The following is a 16108-nucleotide window of genomic DNA, read 5'->3' on the forward strand; positions in this document are numbered from 1 at the left end:
CAAAGGTAATACTTTTGGGGGAATTTTTCGCAATTCAATTACTTTTGACTATATTATTAACATGGTGTTCTTATTGAACGTTTTTTAGGTACAATCAATTGAACACCCTAGTTGATAATTATTTGTTATACATTTAATTCTGGATATTTATTGCTTTGGTCAGGAAGAAACGATTACTCTGAGGCATGTCATTTATCGGATTCTCCGTCCACGCATGATTATTTATTTTGTTATATCAAAAGCTACATAATATTCTAGATTAGATTCTACTAAACCGTCATGGCCTGTGCTACCATGAAGATAGTAGCATCGTCCATCATCAGAACAATAATAATCATCATAAGAATCTTCTACTATGCCTGCATCACATAAAAGTTTAAATTCTGCAAAGGTGACGAGCCGTCCTCCGATTTCCTCTGCCTTTTTTGCGGCTGCCTCTTTGTTTTCAGCTCCCGCTTGTCTGGTCTTGCAGGCTACGATGGCAGAAGTGCCGGTAGAAGAGAGAACTATGCAGTCATAACTGCCGCTTTTGTTGACAAGTGTGTAGTCTCCATTAACATTCAGCAACTTACCTTCCTTGTCCGAAGTACTCCAGGTGGTATTGACATCTATAAGGAATTGCTGGTTGACCTTTGCTCCATACTTTCCTGTGATGTAAGTCTGATAGTTAGCTTGTACGGGTACATTACTTATCGTCTTTTTTTCTTCTTCATTGTACTGTGTAATGAAATTGTCGAGGTTTGCCTCATCCGCACTTGCCAACACGTAGAAACTGCCTATTTCCACAGGAGAATCGGTTGTCCCATGTATTTCGTTTTCGATGGACAGTGTCTTGGTGTCAGATTCTGTCCCTGTTGTCGTACCGTCTGCCACATTGAAGCTCGATGGGCGGCTATAAGTCACGGTCATGCTTCCAGGCTCCAACACATCGGTTTCCCTCAAAATTACTTTGGCTACAGCACGATTCAGCGTAACGTTTACCTGATTGCCATTGCTGACTTTAACCGATTGGTTTGCATAAAAAGCCTCGGCATTGGCGTCTGCCTCAGTGCTTTTCAATTCTTTCACACTTGTCAAGTCCGTTGCGTCATAGTTCGTACTGCCATAGTCTGCCCAAAAAAGACACTTGTATGTACCCGGAGGCAACATGATGGTAAAACTGTTGTTTTCGAAAGTTGTTTCCTGCTTTACTTCTGTCGTACCAGCCTCATCATAGACAGCAACCACATAACGCAAGCCATCCACGGTAGCTCGTGTTTGGGGCTTCTCGTCGGTTGCGAGTGTGAAAGTCACCTGTTGTACTGTGTTGTTTCCCTTGTCGGTAAACAACTCCTCGTTCTGACTGCACGATGCCAACATCGCTGCGATGCCCAGCATCAAAAAAACTTTTTTAATCATTTTCTAATTGTATATTTAGTTGTTACTTAAAACCACACATTGTATATTCCGCTCCATTCGGTATTTATGTCGATGCCGCCCTTGTTGATGCCAGCCGTAAGAAAATTGCCATACACTGTCGTAAGGTGGCTATTCCGGTAATTTATCTGAACACCCGAAGCACGACATAACGTATTACCAAGGTTGTCGGTTACGGTAACTGTAACATTGACAAGTGACTCTGTTCCATTTACCAACACCCAATCGCCGCCTAACAAAACCTCATTGTCAACATCATTATAATGAAGTGATACCTGCGAGTAACTTATACCACCTACGGCATCATTTGGTTTTCCTGTAGAAACATTAAATACAGAGGGGAAATATCCCTCATACTGAACCTTTACCGTCAGATTCTTCAACGGGGGGTATATATCTGGCTTCGCTTCCATCAGCTTGCGGTAGTTTTCTACGTCTTTGGCTATGAGGCGGTACTTTGCCAATGGGCGTTGGAGTTGCACATTCATTGTTGCGCCCTCTTCCGACAACGTGATGTCACTTTTGTTATAGTACGCCGCATCCTTGGCATCGGTGTTCGCTGTGTATGGCTTCGTGACGATGGTCACTGCTTTCAGGCTTTCCGTATGATAAAATGTGTCGGCAAGCGGATTGTCAGCGCGGGCATAGTCCGTCCACAGACGCAGGTCGTAAGAGCCTTCTGCCAATTCAAGCTCCACGAGATATGTGCCGTCAGCTTGCGGGACGGGTGTCACGGCTTTGTGAAGCACCACGATGTCCGTGCCTGCCTTGCAGAGTTCTGCCACACACCTTATTGTATTGGCGCTTCCGGCGGCACGAGTCTTGCTCTCCTCTGGTGTGTAATCCGGCAGTTTCTGGACGGGCAGCGTGAGCAGCAGACGGAGCGTGGACAGCGTGAAAACACCCCGCTGCAGGAAGACGGTGACAGGGCTGATGCCGTCCTCCGTCACATTCACCTCCGCTATGCCCGAAAGCAGGTTGGTCTCGTGGCTCATCTCTATCTCTAACCACTCGTGCAGGGCAGTGAGGGTGGAGGTCTCCGCCGCTTCTTCGTCCGCATTGATGACCACCGCTACCGTGTAGTGTCCGGCTTCTAAGGGATACAGGACGGAAGCAATGCCCCGTGCGTCCGCATAGTTGTAGGTGGCGTAGAGGTTTCCCCCCGTGCCGTAGATGTAGAGCTTGATTGCCCCGATAGGCACGTCTGGACATTGGGTATTGTCGATGGTTACGGCCATACCCCTCTCTTCCTCGTGCGGGTCACGGTTGCAGGCTGTCAGGCACACGAACATGAGCAGCGTACATATCTTCAGATAGATGTATCTTCTTTTCGTATTCATCGTCTTTGGTTCTCCTTTATTTCTTTTTTCAGTCACGACACGGCTGCCCCATAGAGGAATGAACAAGCCATCTCATTTTTACATAATTCATCTTCATATCTTTTGTTTTTGAATTAATAATTTCTTGTAAAAATAAATACTTTTGTGCGTTCTGTCGAATCTTACCACTATGCAGCGGCATTATCCACCGAACGACACCTGTTCTCTCATTGCCATTATATATACTGTGATTCCCAGAATGACAACAAAAGTCAATCCGAGAAACAGATAGATATAGAATCTCTCCCTCTTGATGAAATCACAGAAGCTATAGCGAGCCTTCCAATGATTCTCAAGATACATCCTGTACTCATGTATCATGGCATATCCGAAGATAATACATGATATGAGTACAAACACCCCGATGATGATCAGGGCTAATTCAATCCTTGGCATTGTTTCTATTATTTCTTTCATGGCACAAAGATAGTGTTTTTCATCAAAAAAAGGTGGCGCATTCCCCTGTCAAAGTGTCTACTTCCTATGTTTTAGGTGTCTACTTCGTAGGAAGTAGACACCCATTTTAACGATTTATTCCCTTTTATTATGCGTTTTTCTGATATTTATTGAAAAATGGTTAATCCTGTTTTTATCATCTGGTGCTGCATTTGCAACTTGTTCTTCTCGCCATTCGGTAGGCGTACAACCTTCCTTTAACTTGAATATCCGGTACAGATAGGTACGGGCAGAGAAGCCACACTCGGCAGAAATAATGTCATTACTATAGTCTGGAAATTCCAACATCATCTTCTTTGCCTTATTGAAACGTATATCACCAAGCCATATTCTGAATGTAGTTTTCAGATACTGGTCGAAGAATACAGATAACTCATCCTTGGAGATACAAAGTGTGCGAGAGAGGGTAAGCATATTCACAGTACTGTCCTTATATCCTAAATTCGCACACCATGCATCAAGACTTTTCTGGATGAAATCTCTGCGCTCATCGGAAAGTGGTTGTAAAGATTCTGTTCTGCTATCAGCAGAGGTCTGCTGTTTAGCAGAAAGTGCCCCCCCCATACCTATATTTTGTTCCCACCAAGGCATCGTTTTCCACTTCTTTATCCAAGAGTTCTTCGGTAGGGATATAACTGCTGCCGAGAGCAATAAACGTAAGGTTGAAGAACAACAAGGCAAGCAATACGGCAGGACATACTATATATAACAAGGTAGTAGAAAAGATGGCAACTGGCATAGCGAGAACTGCGAGCCATAGAATGACTACACTTGCACGCGAATATCTTACGTAAGGCAACAAGTCTGTTGCAGCCATTGTCTCCAACATATTTTTACGCCTAATCATCTCCTGAATAATCATGTATATGCAATAGAAAACACTTACGCAAAACAGAGTCAGCATCAGATAAAGCCCTTCTCTGATATACAGGCTATGATGAAGACTGATTCCCACGCAAAAGACCACAATGATGGCAGCATAAATGCCACTGCACATCAGTATCATCTTTCTGAGGTTAGCACGGGTGGTTTCTATGTTGTAGATTCCCATGGAGATAAGCGAAAAACAGGGCGTATAGACGAGGATGTTAACGACAGCCCCAAGACTGTCGTCAGCTGCACGGAAGCCGAAACCCATCTGAATGACATATTGTATCGCCAGTCCTATCAGGGCAGCAACGATCATCCATCGAGAACGCTCATACCGCTTGTTCTCCCATCTTACATGCAGATGAGAGAGTGCTACGATGAAGGCATTGATGAGCATGAATATAAAACATGCAAACTGAAGTAGAAATAATGAATCCATACGCTTCTTATCTTTTGTTTACTTTCTTGTATTTTTGATTACTTGCTGTAGGATTATCCGGATTAGTCATCTGCAAATACCCTGCTGCAACAAGGGATGTGATGTAACGCTCACGGTTCTTTGTCTGATTGGATAAACCAAGGCGTTCCATGATCTCTGCGGTGGTTCGAGGAACTGAACAGAAATTGACTATATCCCTTTGCTTATTAGACAATGACACTTTTTTAGTGTCAGAGTGTCTAAGTCGAGTGTCAGAGTCTTGGACTTGGTTACTTTTTTCCTCGACTTCGTTACTTTTTTGTTCGACTTGGTTACCGACTTGGTTACTTTTCCCCTCGACTTGGTTACTTTTCCCCTCGACTTGGTTACTTTTTTTCTCGACTTCGTTACTTTCTTCTCTCCAAACCGTGATGACAAATTCCTGCGCCTTGTCATTATTCATAAACGTGACATTAACACCTTCATCAAGAGCACGAGTGATGCCGCTACCCACACCAGTGTATGGCAGCAAGTATATAGCATTGTTAAAAAGGAACATATTGCGAGGCATGGATGTTCCAGCCTTTATGTCATCAATAGTGAGTCCGTTAGGCAATGCACCAGGACTATGAATCTCAACACGATTGTCGAAAATGAAAATGCGAACAGGAGCTTTCATGTTCAACGAGCGATGTACAAGACTGTTTACCGTGAACTCAACCAAGCTTGTGTAAGGTATTTCCAACTTACCCATGCTGTTGAATTCATCTCCCACCTGCACATTATGTAGGTTACGAGTGAAGAAATCCATGATAGTTTCATACTGATGAAGCAGATTTTTTTCAGAAGCAATGTCACTCAATAAGTTGGTAGTTTCTTGTACCTCCGAATACGACAAGGCATTGATCTCTCCTGTTTTATCCTTTATACCAACTACTAATTTCCCACCATGTGAATTACTGAACGCCACTAACTCGCAAGCAATATCATATTTGTCGAGGATGCGCTCCTTGAACTGCACCCCCGACACCTCGCCAGCCTTTATCTGTTTCAATATATCGTCCATCATTCTTTGATACATTCTTTGTTTAACAAATCGTTTACATCCACTTTCAGCAAATCAGAAATCCGTATTAAGGTTTCCAAGTCTGGTTGGCAAGTGTTTGTGCACCATTTAGAAATGGTTGCTTGGTCTTTACCCAACATTTCTGCCAACCACTTGTTTGAGTGCTTGGTTACTGCCAACATTATCTTCAATCTGTTTACATCTTTCTTTGCCATACATTATTATAAAATAAGTAAATACACTTGCAAAAGTACGAAAATAATTTCAGAAAAAGGAACAATATTTTCAAAATATTTACGACATATGCAAATAATTGAGTATTTCGCAATAACCGACTTTTACATAAGGATATCGCAAAAAAAACTGATAGCAACCTAATTATATAAGAAATGTATTTCATAATTTGATTTTTATGAAGATAATCCGTACCTTTGCAATTAGTTAAAAAATAAAGATTATGGCTCGACCTATTAAAGAAACTCCGGTACTTACCGGTAAGGATGCTAAACGCTTTGCGGAGAAAATGGCTCACTTGAAACCAGAGGCCAAAGAGGAAAAGAGGCTGCAAAGAAAGTTTATGAAAAGTTCAAGGCCATAGCTGCATTTACATTCTGATATAATCATGGCCCTTGAAGATTATTATTTTATACCGTTGAAAGCGGATAGCGAGATAATGCCGTTTAAGTGTAAAGACGATGACTTAAACGGCTTTTTATTTGAAGATGCCCAGAAATATCTGACTGATTTAATGGCTGTTACTTATCTGCTGGAGGATTTGTCTAAAGGTAAAACTGGTTTTGACTTTTTGTCTATAAAAGATGAAAAAGATAAAACACGTTCAATGTATTATGATTTAAAACGTTTTTTAGATAACGGAGAATAAAGTTGAATGAAGATATAATTGTCTGAACGTTTTTTCGGTATAAAAATGATATATTCAGTCCTACAGATTTATTGCTTACAATAAAAAGAAGTATTTTTGCGCTCGCAATGATAAAGTGACAGGTAAAAAATAATAAACTAGACAAAAGACTTAAAAATTTGTTTTTATGATAACATTAGACAACATTTACAGGGCTTCGTTTGCCCTAAAGAATATAATAAGAAGAACTGACCTTATATATGCGCCTCAGATAAATCCGGAGAGTCAGATATATCTTAAACCGGAAAATCTGCAATACACGGGTTCTTTCAAGCTGAGAGGTGCTTGCTATAAAATAGCTTGTCTGACTGAAGAAGAAAAGAAGAAGGGTGTGATAGCCTGTTCGGCTGGGAACCATGCTCAGGGGGTTGCTCTGGGTGCTACGAAGAATGGTATTGACTCGCTGATTTGTCTGCCTGCGGGAGCTCCTATATCAAAGGTTGAGGCTACGAAAAGATATGGTGCGAAGGTTTGCCTTGTGCCGGGAGTGTATGATGACGCTTATCAGAAGGCTCTTGAACTGAAGGAGGAGAAGGGATATACGTTTATTCATCCGTTTGACGATGAATGTGTGATAGCAGGGCAGGGTACTATAGGTCTGGAACTGCTGAACCAGTTGCCTGATGTGGAGGCTGTTATCGTTCCTATTGGTGGTGGCGGTCTTATTTCCGGTGTGGCGTATGCTTTGAAATCTTTGAAACCGGACGTAAAGGTTTACGGCGTTCAGGCTCAGGGGGCGGCAAGTATGCTTCGTTCTATAGAAAAGGCACATCGTGAGTGTCTGCCTTCTGTTTCGACTGTGGCTGACGGTATAGCGGTGAAGGAACCGGGAGAACATACTTTCGAGATTTGCAGCAAGTATGTTGACGGTATAGTGACTGTGACCGAGGATGAGATTTGTGCGGCTATTCTTGCATTGATGGAACAGCAGAAGCTTATTGCCGAAGGGGCAGGAGCTGTGGCTGTAGCGGCTGCAATGTTTAATAAGGTGCCTGTGGCCGGAAAGAAAACCATCTGTGTGGTGTCGGGCGGAAATATTGATGTTACTATACTGAGCCGTGTAATCAATAGAGGTCTGGATATGTCTGGACGTACTTATACTGTGACACTCGACTTGCACGACAAACCGGGAGAGCTGAAGGGGGTAGCGGAGATTATCGCCAATCTTGGTGGAAATATCATTTCCGTGCTTCATGAGAGAAACAACAATACAAGTAATGTCACCGCATGCTTCCTGCGTCTTGTTATGGAGACACGTAATGCCGAGCATATTGCGCTTATAAGGGGTGCCCTGGAGCAGGCCGGATATTCTATTGTGGGCTAACGGTTGCATTATGGAAAAGAAAAATGTATATTTGCAGGACATTGACAACTCAAAATAAAATTGGAATATTATGAAAAGTTTTTTTCGGAAAGCAGGTGTAGTACTGCTGAAGTTTTTAGGTATAGTGTTTTTCATCGCTCTGTTTGCCATTGTTGCAACAAGCGTCAGTCCGGTATATAATTTCAGCGAGGCAAGGCCTTTCAGCGGACCGGATATATTCAATCCGTATGCGTCGCTCGAAGGTGTGGATTCCATTCCGTGGAAGAGAGCGAACTTTCATACTCATACACGTGTGAAGGGTATATTCAACGAGTGTGAATACCGGCCTGACCAGACTGACAGTGCGTACAGGAAGTTCGGATATGACATCGTCACTTTCTCAAATCATAACGAGCTGACTGTCCATCCGTATGATACGGCATTGCAGGTGAATGTATATGAACATGGTATAAACATCTTCAAGTATCACAAATTGGTGTTCGGATGCGAGAGTGTGAACCGTTTTGACAATCTGTTGCCGTTGTTCGTATTCCAGAAACAGTTTCAGTTGGATTTGCTCGCAAAGGAGTCTGATTTCATCCAGATGAATCATCCGCTCAGAACGGGCGGTACGTCTGAATATCAGATGAGAAGACTGGAAGGCTACAGGCTGATGGAATTGGACAGTGGCAAAAGCAAGGAAAACGAGTATTGGGACTGGGCTTTGAGTGCAGGAAGATACAGTTTCGGACTGGCAAACGATGACTTGCATTATCCGGACAGGTCGGGAAAGATGGCTGTGAGATGTAATTTCCTGTATTGTCCTTCGGCAAGATATGATGATATTAAGAAGACGTTGCTCAGTGGTGAATATTATGCTATGCGTGTTCCTGATTATGGTCATGGCGACTGGGAGGTGAAATATGCTAAGAACAGGAACCTGCCTTCTGTAAATAAGATAGGTATGGACAGCACAACTGTGTTTATCTCTCTCTCGCAGAAAGCTGACAGCATTAAGTTCATCGGACAGAATCACACAACTCTTGCGCTGGCCAAGGATGCGTATGAGGCAGAATATGACATGAAACCGGAAGACTCGTATGTGAGAATTACTGCTTATTTCCCGGAAGGGGAGGTTATTTATTCTAATCCGTTTGCAAGATATGATGCTTCTGTTTCGGATTCTCCGTACAGGGAACCATCGAATACTGTAAATATACCTCTCACGGTACTTTTCAATCTTGCTGTTTTGGCTTTGTGCACCGGGGTAATAGTATTGTTTTATAAAGTGTATTTTAAATGAGATTTTTTTTGAAAGAAAGAGTATCTCTTGCACGTGCGGCAGGAGAATTGAGTGTTTTTACGCTTATTGCGTACCACTGGCCGTTTTTCAGTCATGTGGTTGAGAATATAAAGGCTGATTTTAACGGTGTGCTTATTACAGTCGGGCTGGTATTCATAATGCTTGGCCTGAATTATTTCTTCTACTATCTCGTATTGTTTCTCGGACGTGTGGTGGGCAAGGGTATTCTCGGTTTTCTTTTTTTAGGAAATGCACTGTGCCTTTATTTTATAAATACTTATCAGGTGCTAGTCACTGACAAGATGATGGGTAATGTGTTCAATACGCAATATTCTGAGGCTTCGGGATTTTTCTCATGGCTGTCAATCCTGTATATACTTCTGTTGGGCGTTCTGCCGTGTATTTACCTGTTTAAAAGGAAGGTAGATTACGGCAAGTCGAAACGCTTCTTTGCTCATATCGGTTCGTCGCTTGGTATTGTTCTTGTTATAGCACTTGTGAATATCCAGAACTGGCCTTGGATAGACCGTCATGCTACTCAGCTGGGCAGTCTTCTGATGCCTTGGTCATATACGGTTAATTCGATACGCTTTTATAATGCAGAGAAGAAGAGAAACCGTAAGGCTATTCCTCTGCCTGATGCAAAGATAGTAACTGACAGTAAGGATGTATGTGTGCTGATAATAGGAGAGTCTGCCAGAAGGGAGAATTTCTCGCTTTACGGATACGGCAGACCTACGAATCCTTTCTTGGAGAAGGACAGTGTGACTGCATTGGTGGCTAATGCTGCTGCTACTTACACTACAGCCGGGGTAAAGGCTATTTTGGATTATCAAAAGACTAATAAGCTTTATGAGATACTTCCCAATTATCTTTTCCGTAATGGTGTAGATGTGGTGTGGCGTACTGCCAACTGGGGTGAGCCTCCGGTACATATCGACAAGTACTATAAGGCAAAGGATATCAAGAAGAAGTACCCTGAGGCTGATGAGAAATATGACGGTATTCTTTTGGCCGGACTGAAAGAGGATATCCTTTCGTGTACAAAAAACAAGATGTTTGTGGTGCTGCATACCAGTACAAGTCACGGTCCGACATACAACAAGAAATATCCTGCAAAGTTTGAGGTTTTTACTCCGGTATGTACCACTGTAGAAATGGCGAAGGCCGACAAGCAGGAGCTGATGAATGCTTATGACAATACTATTGTTTATACAGACTATCTGGTGCATTCGGTGATAGAGATACTGCGCGAGATACCGGAAAGGCGCGGATGCGTGATGTTTGTATCCGACCATGGAGAGTCTTTGGGAGAGGGAAATCTGTATATGCATGGTGTTCCTATGGCCGTGGCTCCTAAGGAACAGGTGGAAATTCCTTTTATAGTGTGGACTTCGGACAGGAATATGAAGGTTGATGCAAGCCGCGAAGTGGGACAGTATCATGTATTCCATAGTGTATTGTCTTTCTTAGGTATTGAGAGCCCTATATATAATGGTGAGATGGATATATTTGCGGGGAATAAGAACTGATAAATTAGATATATAATGAAGAAAACATTGGTAGATTTGTTTGAGGATTCCGTAAAGAAATACCCGAACAATACATTCCTTCTCGAGAAAAAGGGTAAGGAATTTGCTTCTACTACATATGCTCAGGTTAAAAATGAGGTGTATCGTCTTGGGGCCGGATTGCAGGCATTAGGGGTAAAGAAAGGGGATACAATGGCTTTACTGAGTGAAGGACGCAATCTGTGGATTATCGGTGAACTGGCTATGTTTTATGCCGGGGCTGTCAATGTGCCTCTGTCTGTAAAATTAGAAGAGAGTAATGATTTGCTGTTCCGCCTTGTGCATGGCGACGTGAAATATATAATGGTGTCAGGAAATCAGTCGCCCAAACTGCGTCAGATAAAGGCTCAGTTCCCTCTCGTTAAGAAAATCATAATATTCGACAAGCAGAAGGAATATGCAGAAGGAGAGATATATGTAGAGGATGTAATGGCAATGGGGGATGAATTCCTGAAGAAAACTCCTATGGATGAGTTCCTTTCTGTAGCCAATTCGATAAACAATGATGATTATGCCACTATAACATATACCAGCGGTACTACAGCTGACCCAAAGGGTGTTGTGCTGACTCACAGGAACTATACTGCTAATGTAGAACAGGCTCTGACTTTGGTCAATATTGACGAAGCCTGGCGTACGCTTATCATTCTGCCGCTTGACCACTGTTTCGCTCATGTGGTGGGATTCTATATCATGATGTCGCGAGGTGCTACAGTCGCTACAGTGCAGGTGGGACGAACTCCTCTGGAAACATTGAAGAACATTCCGGTGAACATACGTGAGGTGCGTCCGCATTTTATTCTGAGTGTTCCGGCTCTGGCTAAAACATTCAAGAAGAATATAGAACAGGCTATTCGTGCAAAGGGTAAGACTACGCTCAGGCTTTTCAAAATTGGGCTTGCCGTACGTCAGATGTATTTCGGCGACAGTAATCTTGATTCTAAGGGATGGAAACATCTGTTGCGTCCGTTAGTGGCTCTTTTTGACAAGGTTATTTTCTCGAAGGTACGTCAGAGCTTTGGTGGAGAACTGCGTTTCTTTATCGGTGGAGGCGCATTGCTGGATAAGGATCTTCAGAAGTTTTATGTTGGTATCGGTATTCCGATGTATCAGGGTTACGGGCTATCTGAAGCTACTCCTGTTATTTCGTCAAACGGTCCGGACCTCTATCGCTTCGGCTCAAGCGGAAAATTGGTTAAGCCTATTGAGATAACTATCTGTGATGCAGACGGTAAAGAACTTCCAGTGGGAGAAATGGGTGAGATAGTTGTAAAAGGCGAGAATGTGATGGCAGGATATTGGAAGAATCCGGAATCTACAGCTGAGACAGTTAAGAACGGCCGTCTTTATACAGGTGATTTGGGGTATATGTCTCACGAGGGACTGCTATATGTGAAAGGTAGATTCAAGAGTCTGCTTATATCGAGCGATGGCGAGAAATATAGTCCGGAAGGTATAGAAGAGGCTTTGGTGGAAAAATCATGTTATATCGACCAGGTGATGCTCTATAATAACCAGTCGGCTTATACAGTGGCTCTTGTCGTTCCAAACAGAGAACAGCTTTCACGCAAACTGAAGGAAGGTGGTTTGTCTTTGGATACGGAAGAGGGCAGAAAGGCGGCACTTCAGAAACTGGAATCGGAACTGAACAAGTTTAAACGTGGCGGAGAGTATGAGGGTATGTTCCCTGAAAGATGGTTGCCAAGCTGCTTTGCCGTACTTGCAGAACCGTTTACGGAACAGAACAAGATGATAAACAGTACGATGAAAATGGTTCGAGGAAGGATAGAAAAGGCTTACGAGGATAGAATCAAGTATCTTTATACTGCAGAAGGCAAGACTCTTCTTAATCAGCAGAATATTGATGCTCTGAAATAAGGTCAGATATAATGAAAGAGCGCAACGCGAAATATTGTCATTTTGTGTTGCGCTCTTTTTGTACGGTAATGATGACGGAAAGATTATTCTTCGTTCATAAATTTCTCTATAGCATATGCCGCTCCGTCTTCTTCGTTGGTCAGTGTGATAAAGTCGGCATTGTCTTTTACTATCTGCTGTGCATTGCCCATAGCGACTCCCATTCCTGCAAATTTAATCATTGAAAGGTCGTTGAAGCCGTCGCCTATGGCTATCATTTCGTCTTTGGTCATACCCAATTCCTTCAGCAGGACTGCCAGTGACAGTGCTTTGTCGATGCCTTTAGGCACTAACTCGAGGAAGTATGGTTCGGAACGGAACACACCCATACGGTCTTTCAGATGTTCATACATTTCTTTTTCAAGTTCGGCAAGACGGGTTGGCTCACCAACGATAAGGCATTTTGCTATCGGATGTTTTACTGCTTCGAGGAAGTTATCAACTTTCTTGATTCTCATTACGTTGAGGATGGCTTCTTTCAATACATATTCATCGTCAGGATGTTCGGTGAGGACATATTCGCCGTCGTATGTCACTATGGCAAAATTGTTGTCATTGGCGCATTTATAAAGGTATGGAAGAACATCGTGGTCGAGCAGGTTCTTGTACATCAGTTCGCCTGTTTTCCAGTCTATGATTTCACCGCCGTTGTATGCAAGTATATAGCCTTCATATTTTGATAACTGTAACTTTTCTGCCAATGGAACGATGCCGTATGTAGGGCGGCCTGATGCCAAGACTACCTTAATACCTTGTTCCTGTGCACGGATAAGTACTTCGAGTGTGTGAGGGGTTATTTCTTTTTTGCTGTTTGTGAGTGTACCGTCAAGGTCTAAAACGATGATTTTGTATTTCATAAATTACTGTTTGTTTATTCTGTTGCAAAGGTACTAATTTTGATGTTAAAATAAAAAAGCCTCGTACGAAACTTCACGTTTTGTACGAGGCATGGAATTAAACTTGTGACTGTATATCATCCAATGTAAACATTAACGTTCAGAAAGAGTGTGTCGTGCTGATCGCTGATGTCAAAATCAATCTTGTCTTCTCTGGCCAGCCAGCCTATTGCAGCATTCAAATCTCTGTCAGTTAAACCTGTTGCTGCCTTCAGCTGTTTGTAATCCCAATGTACATTGTCTTTCAGTTTGTTCCAGACAATTCCGGCATTTGTGCCGATTTGATACTTGCCCATTTTGATATGTTTTAAATTGTTATTAGAATAAGGTTATAACCTCTGATTACAAATATAGACTTATTGGGTTAGAATAAAAAGGTTTATACTTCTTTTATTTTGGTAAGATTTTTGTATTTAGCATTTTTAACAGTGCAAGGCAAAACTATTACATAATGGTTTCCTGTCTATTTCGATTTTTACTACCTTTGCATAGTATTTCAATATTGATTTTATGATAAGAAACAAAATAAACTGGAAAGTGCCTAAAGGTGCTGAACTGACTGAACTTGACAAAAAAGTTCTTTACTTTCAGAATAAGGGACATCTAGTTCCTTCAAGAAAACTTATTAAAACTCCTGAACAGATAGAGGGAATACGCCGTAGCGGACTGATTAATACAGCTGTACTTGACTTAGTGGCAAGCGAGATTAAAGCCGGTATGAGTACTGCCGAAATTGACAAGATGGTGTATGACTTTACTGTTTCGCACGGGGCTATTCCTGCTCCTTTGAATTACGAAGGATTCCCGAAAAGCGTTTGTACATCTATTAATGAGGTAGTATGCCATGGCATTCCGTCGGAAGATGAAATCCTTGAAGAGGGCGATATCATCAATGTGGATGTATCTACTGTCTTGGATGGATATTATTCTGATGCTTCGCGTATGTTTATAATAGGAAAGACATCGCCGGAGAAAGAAAAGTTGGTAAACGTGGCTAAGGAGTGTCTGGAGATTGGAATGAAGGCTGCAACTCCTTTCGGATTTGTGGGCGATATAGGCAATGCTATAGAGAAGCATGCCAAGAAGAACGGTTTCTCCGTAGTAAGAGATTTGTGCGGACACGGTGTGGGACTGGAATTTCATGAAGAGCCAGACGTGGAGCATTTCGGAAGAAAAGGTACCGGTATGTTGCTCGTTCCGGGAATGGTGTTCACTATCGAACCGATGATTAACATGGGAACATACAGAGTTTTTGTAGATGAGGAGGATGACTGGACTGTTGTTACAGAGGATGAGCTTCCATCTGCACAGTGGGAGCACACTTTCCTTATGACCGAGAACGGATTGGAGATACTTACTTATTGATTTCAAACTTTAATATTATAGATTACAATGGATAATGTCGTTATATTAGGTATAGAGTCGTCGTGCGATGATACTTCGGCTGCCGTAATACGCGATGGCGTGTTGCTGTCAAGTGTAATTGCCAGCCAGGCAGTGCATGAAGCTTATGGCGGTGTGGTTCCGGAGTTGGCATCGAGAGCTCACCAGCAGAATATTGTGCCAGTAGTGCATGAGGCTCTGAAAAGGGCAGGTGTGCAGAAGGAAGAACTGAACGCAGTAGCTTTTACACGCGGACCGGGACTTATGGGCTCGCTGCTCGTAGGAGTTTCTTTTGCGAAAGGACTTGCGAGGTCGCTTGATATTCCAATGGTGGAGGTGAATCATTTGCAGGGACATGTGCTTGCACATTTTATTAAAGAGTCAGGTGAGGATAATAACCAACCGAAATATCCTTTCTTGTGTCTGCTGGTTTCAGGAGGTAATTCGCAGATAATCCGTGTGAATGCCTATAATGATATGGAAGTGTTAGGACAGACTATTGATGATGCTGCAGGTGAAGCAATAGACAAATGTTCTAAGGTTATGGGGTTGGGGTATCCTGGTGGCCCGATAATTGACAAATTGGCAAGACAAGGTAATGCATCGGCTTATACTTTCAGTAAACCGCATATCCCGGGATATGACTATAGTTTCAGCGGGCTGAAAACCTCTTTCCTGTATTCTCTCAGGGAATGGCTTAAGGATGATCCGGATTTCATTGAGCATCATAAGGAAGACTTGGCTGCATCGCTTGAAAAAACAATAGTGGATATTCTGATGGATAAGTTGCGTAAGGCTGTAAAGGATACTGGCATTAATGAAGTGGCTGTTGCCGGAGGTGTGTCTGCAAACAATGGTCTGAGAAATGCCTTCAGAGAACATGCGGCTAAGTATGGATGGAATATTTATATTCCGAAGTTCGGATATACAACCGACAATGCGGCCATGATAGCGATAACAGGATATTACAAGTTCCTCGACAAGGATTTCTGTTCGATAGACAAACCTGCATATTCAAGAGTGACGATAAAGTAGAACAATATAAAATATAGGTATATTATGTCAGTAGAGAGTAAAATGTTAAGTAGAGATATAAGTGAGATTTTCTGGAGAGAGGAATTCTCGCTTGCAACTGCGGAAAGTTGTACGGCCGGTAATGTGGCTGCTGCCATTACGGCTATACCAGGCAGTTCTAAATTCTATAAGGG

General features: G+C 42.5%; 18 protein-coding genes. 9 read left to right on the forward strand and 9 right to left on the reverse strand.

Annotated features, from left to right (window positions below; translation table 11 throughout):
• Positions 1 to 222: 222 nt before the first annotated feature.
• From QZ379_RS08770 to QZ379_RS08800, 7 genes are all read right to left on the reverse strand, one after another.
• On the reverse strand, positions 223 to 1377 hold the full coding sequence (locus QZ379_RS08770) for a DUF6562 domain-containing protein (RefSeq protein WP_291563303.1): 1155 nt from the start codon (positions 1375 to 1377) through the stop codon (positions 223 to 225).
• Positions 1378 to 1424: 47 nt separating this feature from the next.
• Positions 1425 to 2756 (reverse strand): DUF6562 domain-containing protein, encoded by a 1332-nt coding sequence (locus QZ379_RS12765; RefSeq protein ID WP_366933594.1) that lies wholly within the window; start codon positions 2754 to 2756, stop codon positions 1425 to 1427.
• Between the two features lie 180 nt (positions 2757 to 2936).
• Positions 2937 to 3212, reverse strand: a complete 276-nt coding sequence (locus QZ379_RS08780; RefSeq protein WP_291563309.1) for a hypothetical protein — start codon at positions 3210 to 3212, stop codon at positions 2937 to 2939.
• A gap of 114 nt (positions 3213 to 3326) precedes the next feature.
• Positions 3327 to 3842, reverse strand: coding sequence for a helix-turn-helix domain-containing protein (locus tag QZ379_RS08785; RefSeq protein ID WP_291563310.1), 516 nt, complete (start codon positions 3840 to 3842; stop codon positions 3327 to 3329).
• The gene (locus QZ379_RS08790; protein WP_291563313.1) at positions 3793 to 4560 is read right to left on the reverse strand and encodes a hypothetical protein; all 768 of its coding nucleotides are present in this window, start codon (positions 4558 to 4560) and stop codon (positions 3793 to 3795) included. The genes QZ379_RS08785 and QZ379_RS08790 overlap by 50 nt, the downstream gene beginning before the upstream one ends.
• A gap of 7 nt (positions 4561 to 4567) precedes the next feature.
• Positions 4568 to 5608 (reverse strand): ATP-binding protein, encoded by a 1041-nt coding sequence (locus QZ379_RS08795; protein ID WP_291563317.1) that lies wholly within the window; start codon positions 5606 to 5608, stop codon positions 4568 to 4570.
• The gene (locus tag QZ379_RS08800) at positions 5605 to 5820 is read right to left on the reverse strand and encodes a helix-turn-helix transcriptional regulator (protein WP_042520066.1); all 216 of its coding nucleotides are present in this window, start codon (positions 5818 to 5820) and stop codon (positions 5605 to 5607) included. Before QZ379_RS08800 ends, QZ379_RS08795 begins: the two co-directional genes overlap by 4 nt.
• Before the next feature lie 242 nt (positions 5821 to 6062).
• Between QZ379_RS08800 and QZ379_RS08805 the strand changes: the two genes are divergently transcribed.
• From QZ379_RS08805 to QZ379_RS08830, 6 genes are all read left to right on the forward strand, one after another.
• Positions 6063 to 6203 carry a hypothetical protein gene (locus QZ379_RS08805; RefSeq protein WP_291563330.1) on the forward strand — a complete coding sequence of 47 codons (141 nt, stop codon included), beginning with the start codon at positions 6063 to 6065 and terminating at the stop codon, positions 6201 to 6203.
• Between the two features lie 24 nt (positions 6204 to 6227).
• Positions 6228 to 6488 carry a hypothetical protein gene (locus QZ379_RS08810; RefSeq protein WP_291563333.1) on the forward strand — a complete coding sequence of 87 codons (261 nt, stop codon included), beginning with the start codon at positions 6228 to 6230 and terminating at the stop codon, positions 6486 to 6488.
• Positions 6489 to 6654: 166 nt separating this feature from the next.
• On the forward strand, positions 6655 to 7851 hold the full coding sequence (gene ilvA, locus QZ379_RS08815) for a threonine ammonia-lyase (RefSeq protein WP_291563335.1): 1197 nt from the start codon (positions 6655 to 6657) through the stop codon (positions 7849 to 7851).
• 70 nt (positions 7852 to 7921) lie between these two features.
• Positions 7922 to 9133, forward strand: coding sequence for a hypothetical protein (locus QZ379_RS08820; RefSeq protein WP_291563337.1), 1212 nt, complete (start codon positions 7922 to 7924; stop codon positions 9131 to 9133).
• Positions 9130 to 10665 carry a phosphoethanolamine--lipid A transferase EptA gene (gene eptA / locus QZ379_RS08825; protein WP_291563338.1) on the forward strand — a complete coding sequence of 512 codons (1536 nt, stop codon included), beginning with the start codon at positions 9130 to 9132 and terminating at the stop codon, positions 10663 to 10665. The genes QZ379_RS08820 and eptA overlap by 4 nt, the downstream gene beginning before the upstream one ends.
• 15 nt (positions 10666 to 10680) lie before the next feature.
• Positions 10681 to 12582: an AMP-binding protein gene (locus QZ379_RS08830; protein ID WP_291563340.1), complete on the forward strand. Its 1902-nt coding sequence runs from the start codon at positions 10681 to 10683 to the stop codon at positions 12580 to 12582.
• A gap of 83 nt (positions 12583 to 12665) precedes the next feature.
• On the opposite strand, the gene QZ379_RS08835 is transcribed toward QZ379_RS08830, so the two are convergent.
• Entirely contained in the window at positions 12666 to 13478 is an 813-nt protein-coding gene (locus tag QZ379_RS08835) for a Cof-type HAD-IIB family hydrolase (protein WP_291563343.1), read from the reverse strand.
• Between the two features lie 116 nt (positions 13479 to 13594).
• Positions 13595 to 13813, reverse strand: a complete 219-nt coding sequence (locus tag QZ379_RS08840) for a winged helix-turn-helix domain-containing protein (protein ID WP_291563346.1) — start codon at positions 13811 to 13813, stop codon at positions 13595 to 13597.
• A 214-nt stretch (positions 13814 to 14027) separates the two neighbouring features.
• Here QZ379_RS08840 and map point away from each other — a divergent pair, with 214 nt between their 5' ends.
• The 3 genes from map to QZ379_RS08855 all read left to right on the forward strand — a co-directional run.
• A complete protein-coding gene (gene map / locus QZ379_RS08845; RefSeq protein WP_291563348.1) occupies positions 14028 to 14882 on the forward strand; it encodes a type I methionyl aminopeptidase in 855 nt (284 codons plus the stop codon).
• A 27-nt stretch (positions 14883 to 14909) separates the two neighbouring features.
• Positions 14910 to 15935 carry a tRNA (adenosine(37)-N6)-threonylcarbamoyltransferase complex transferase subunit TsaD gene (gene tsaD, locus QZ379_RS08850; RefSeq protein WP_291563350.1) on the forward strand — a complete coding sequence of 342 codons (1026 nt, stop codon included), beginning with the start codon at positions 14910 to 14912 and terminating at the stop codon, positions 15933 to 15935.
• A 24-nt stretch (positions 15936 to 15959) separates the two neighbouring features.
• Positions 15960 to 16108 (forward strand): CinA family protein (locus tag QZ379_RS08855; RefSeq protein WP_366933595.1); only part of this gene is annotated, 149 nt, incomplete at its 3' end.

It is taken from the genome of Bacteroides sp. (genome assembly GCF_019417265.1).
Classification (GTDB): domain Bacteria; phylum Bacteroidota; class Bacteroidia; order Bacteroidales; family Bacteroidaceae; genus Phocaeicola.

Coding starts and splice junctions, on each gene's coding strand:
- QZ379_RS08810 (WP_291563333.1), top strand. CDS start 6,228: ATGGCCCTTGAAGATTATTATTTTATACCGTTGAAAGCGGATAGCGAG.
- tsaD (WP_291563350.1), top strand. CDS start 14,910: ATGGATAATGTCGTTATATTAGGTATAGAGTCGTCGTGCGATGATACT.
- eptA (WP_291563338.1), top strand. CDS start 9,130: ATGAGATTTTTTTTGAAAGAAAGAGTATCTCTTGCACGTGCGGCAGGA.
- ilvA (WP_291563335.1), top strand. CDS start 6,655: ATGATAACATTAGACAACATTTACAGGGCTTCGTTTGCCCTAAAGAAT.
- QZ379_RS08805 (WP_291563330.1), top strand. CDS start 6,063: ATGGCTCGACCTATTAAAGAAACTCCGGTACTTACCGGTAAGGATGCT.
- QZ379_RS08770 (WP_291563303.1), bottom strand. CDS start 1,377: ATGCTGGGCATCGCAGCGATGTTGGCATCGTGCAGTCAGAACGAGGAG.
- QZ379_RS08800 (WP_042520066.1), bottom strand. CDS start 5,820: ATGGCAAAGAAAGATGTAAACAGATTGAAGATAATGTTGGCAGTAACC.
- QZ379_RS08785 (WP_291563310.1), bottom strand. CDS start 3,842: ATGCCTTGGTGGGAACAAAATATAGGTATGGGGGGGGCACTTTCTGCT.
- QZ379_RS08820 (WP_291563337.1), top strand. CDS start 7,922: ATGAAAAGTTTTTTTCGGAAAGCAGGTGTAGTACTGCTGAAGTTTTTA.
- QZ379_RS08840 (WP_291563346.1), bottom strand. CDS start 13,813: ATGGGCAAGTATCAAATCGGCACAAATGCCGGAATTGTCTGGAACAAA.
- QZ379_RS08780 (WP_291563309.1), bottom strand. CDS start 3,212: ATGAAAGAAATAATAGAAACAATGCCAAGGATTGAATTAGCCCTGATC.
- QZ379_RS12765 (WP_366933594.1), bottom strand. CDS start 2,756: ATGAATACGAAAAGAAGATACATCTATCTGAAGATATGTACGCTGCTC.
- QZ379_RS08795 (WP_291563317.1), bottom strand. CDS start 5,608: ATGATGGACGATATATTGAAACAGATAAAGGCTGGCGAGGTGTCGGGG.
- QZ379_RS08830 (WP_291563340.1), top strand. CDS start 10,681: ATGAAGAAAACATTGGTAGATTTGTTTGAGGATTCCGTAAAGAAATAC.
- QZ379_RS08790 (WP_291563313.1), bottom strand. CDS start 4,560: ATGGATTCATTATTTCTACTTCAGTTTGCATGTTTTATATTCATGCTC.
- map (WP_291563348.1), top strand. CDS start 14,028: ATGATAAGAAACAAAATAAACTGGAAAGTGCCTAAAGGTGCTGAACTG.
- QZ379_RS08835 (WP_291563343.1), bottom strand. CDS start 13,478: ATGAAATACAAAATCATCGTTTTAGACCTTGACGGTACACTCACAAAC.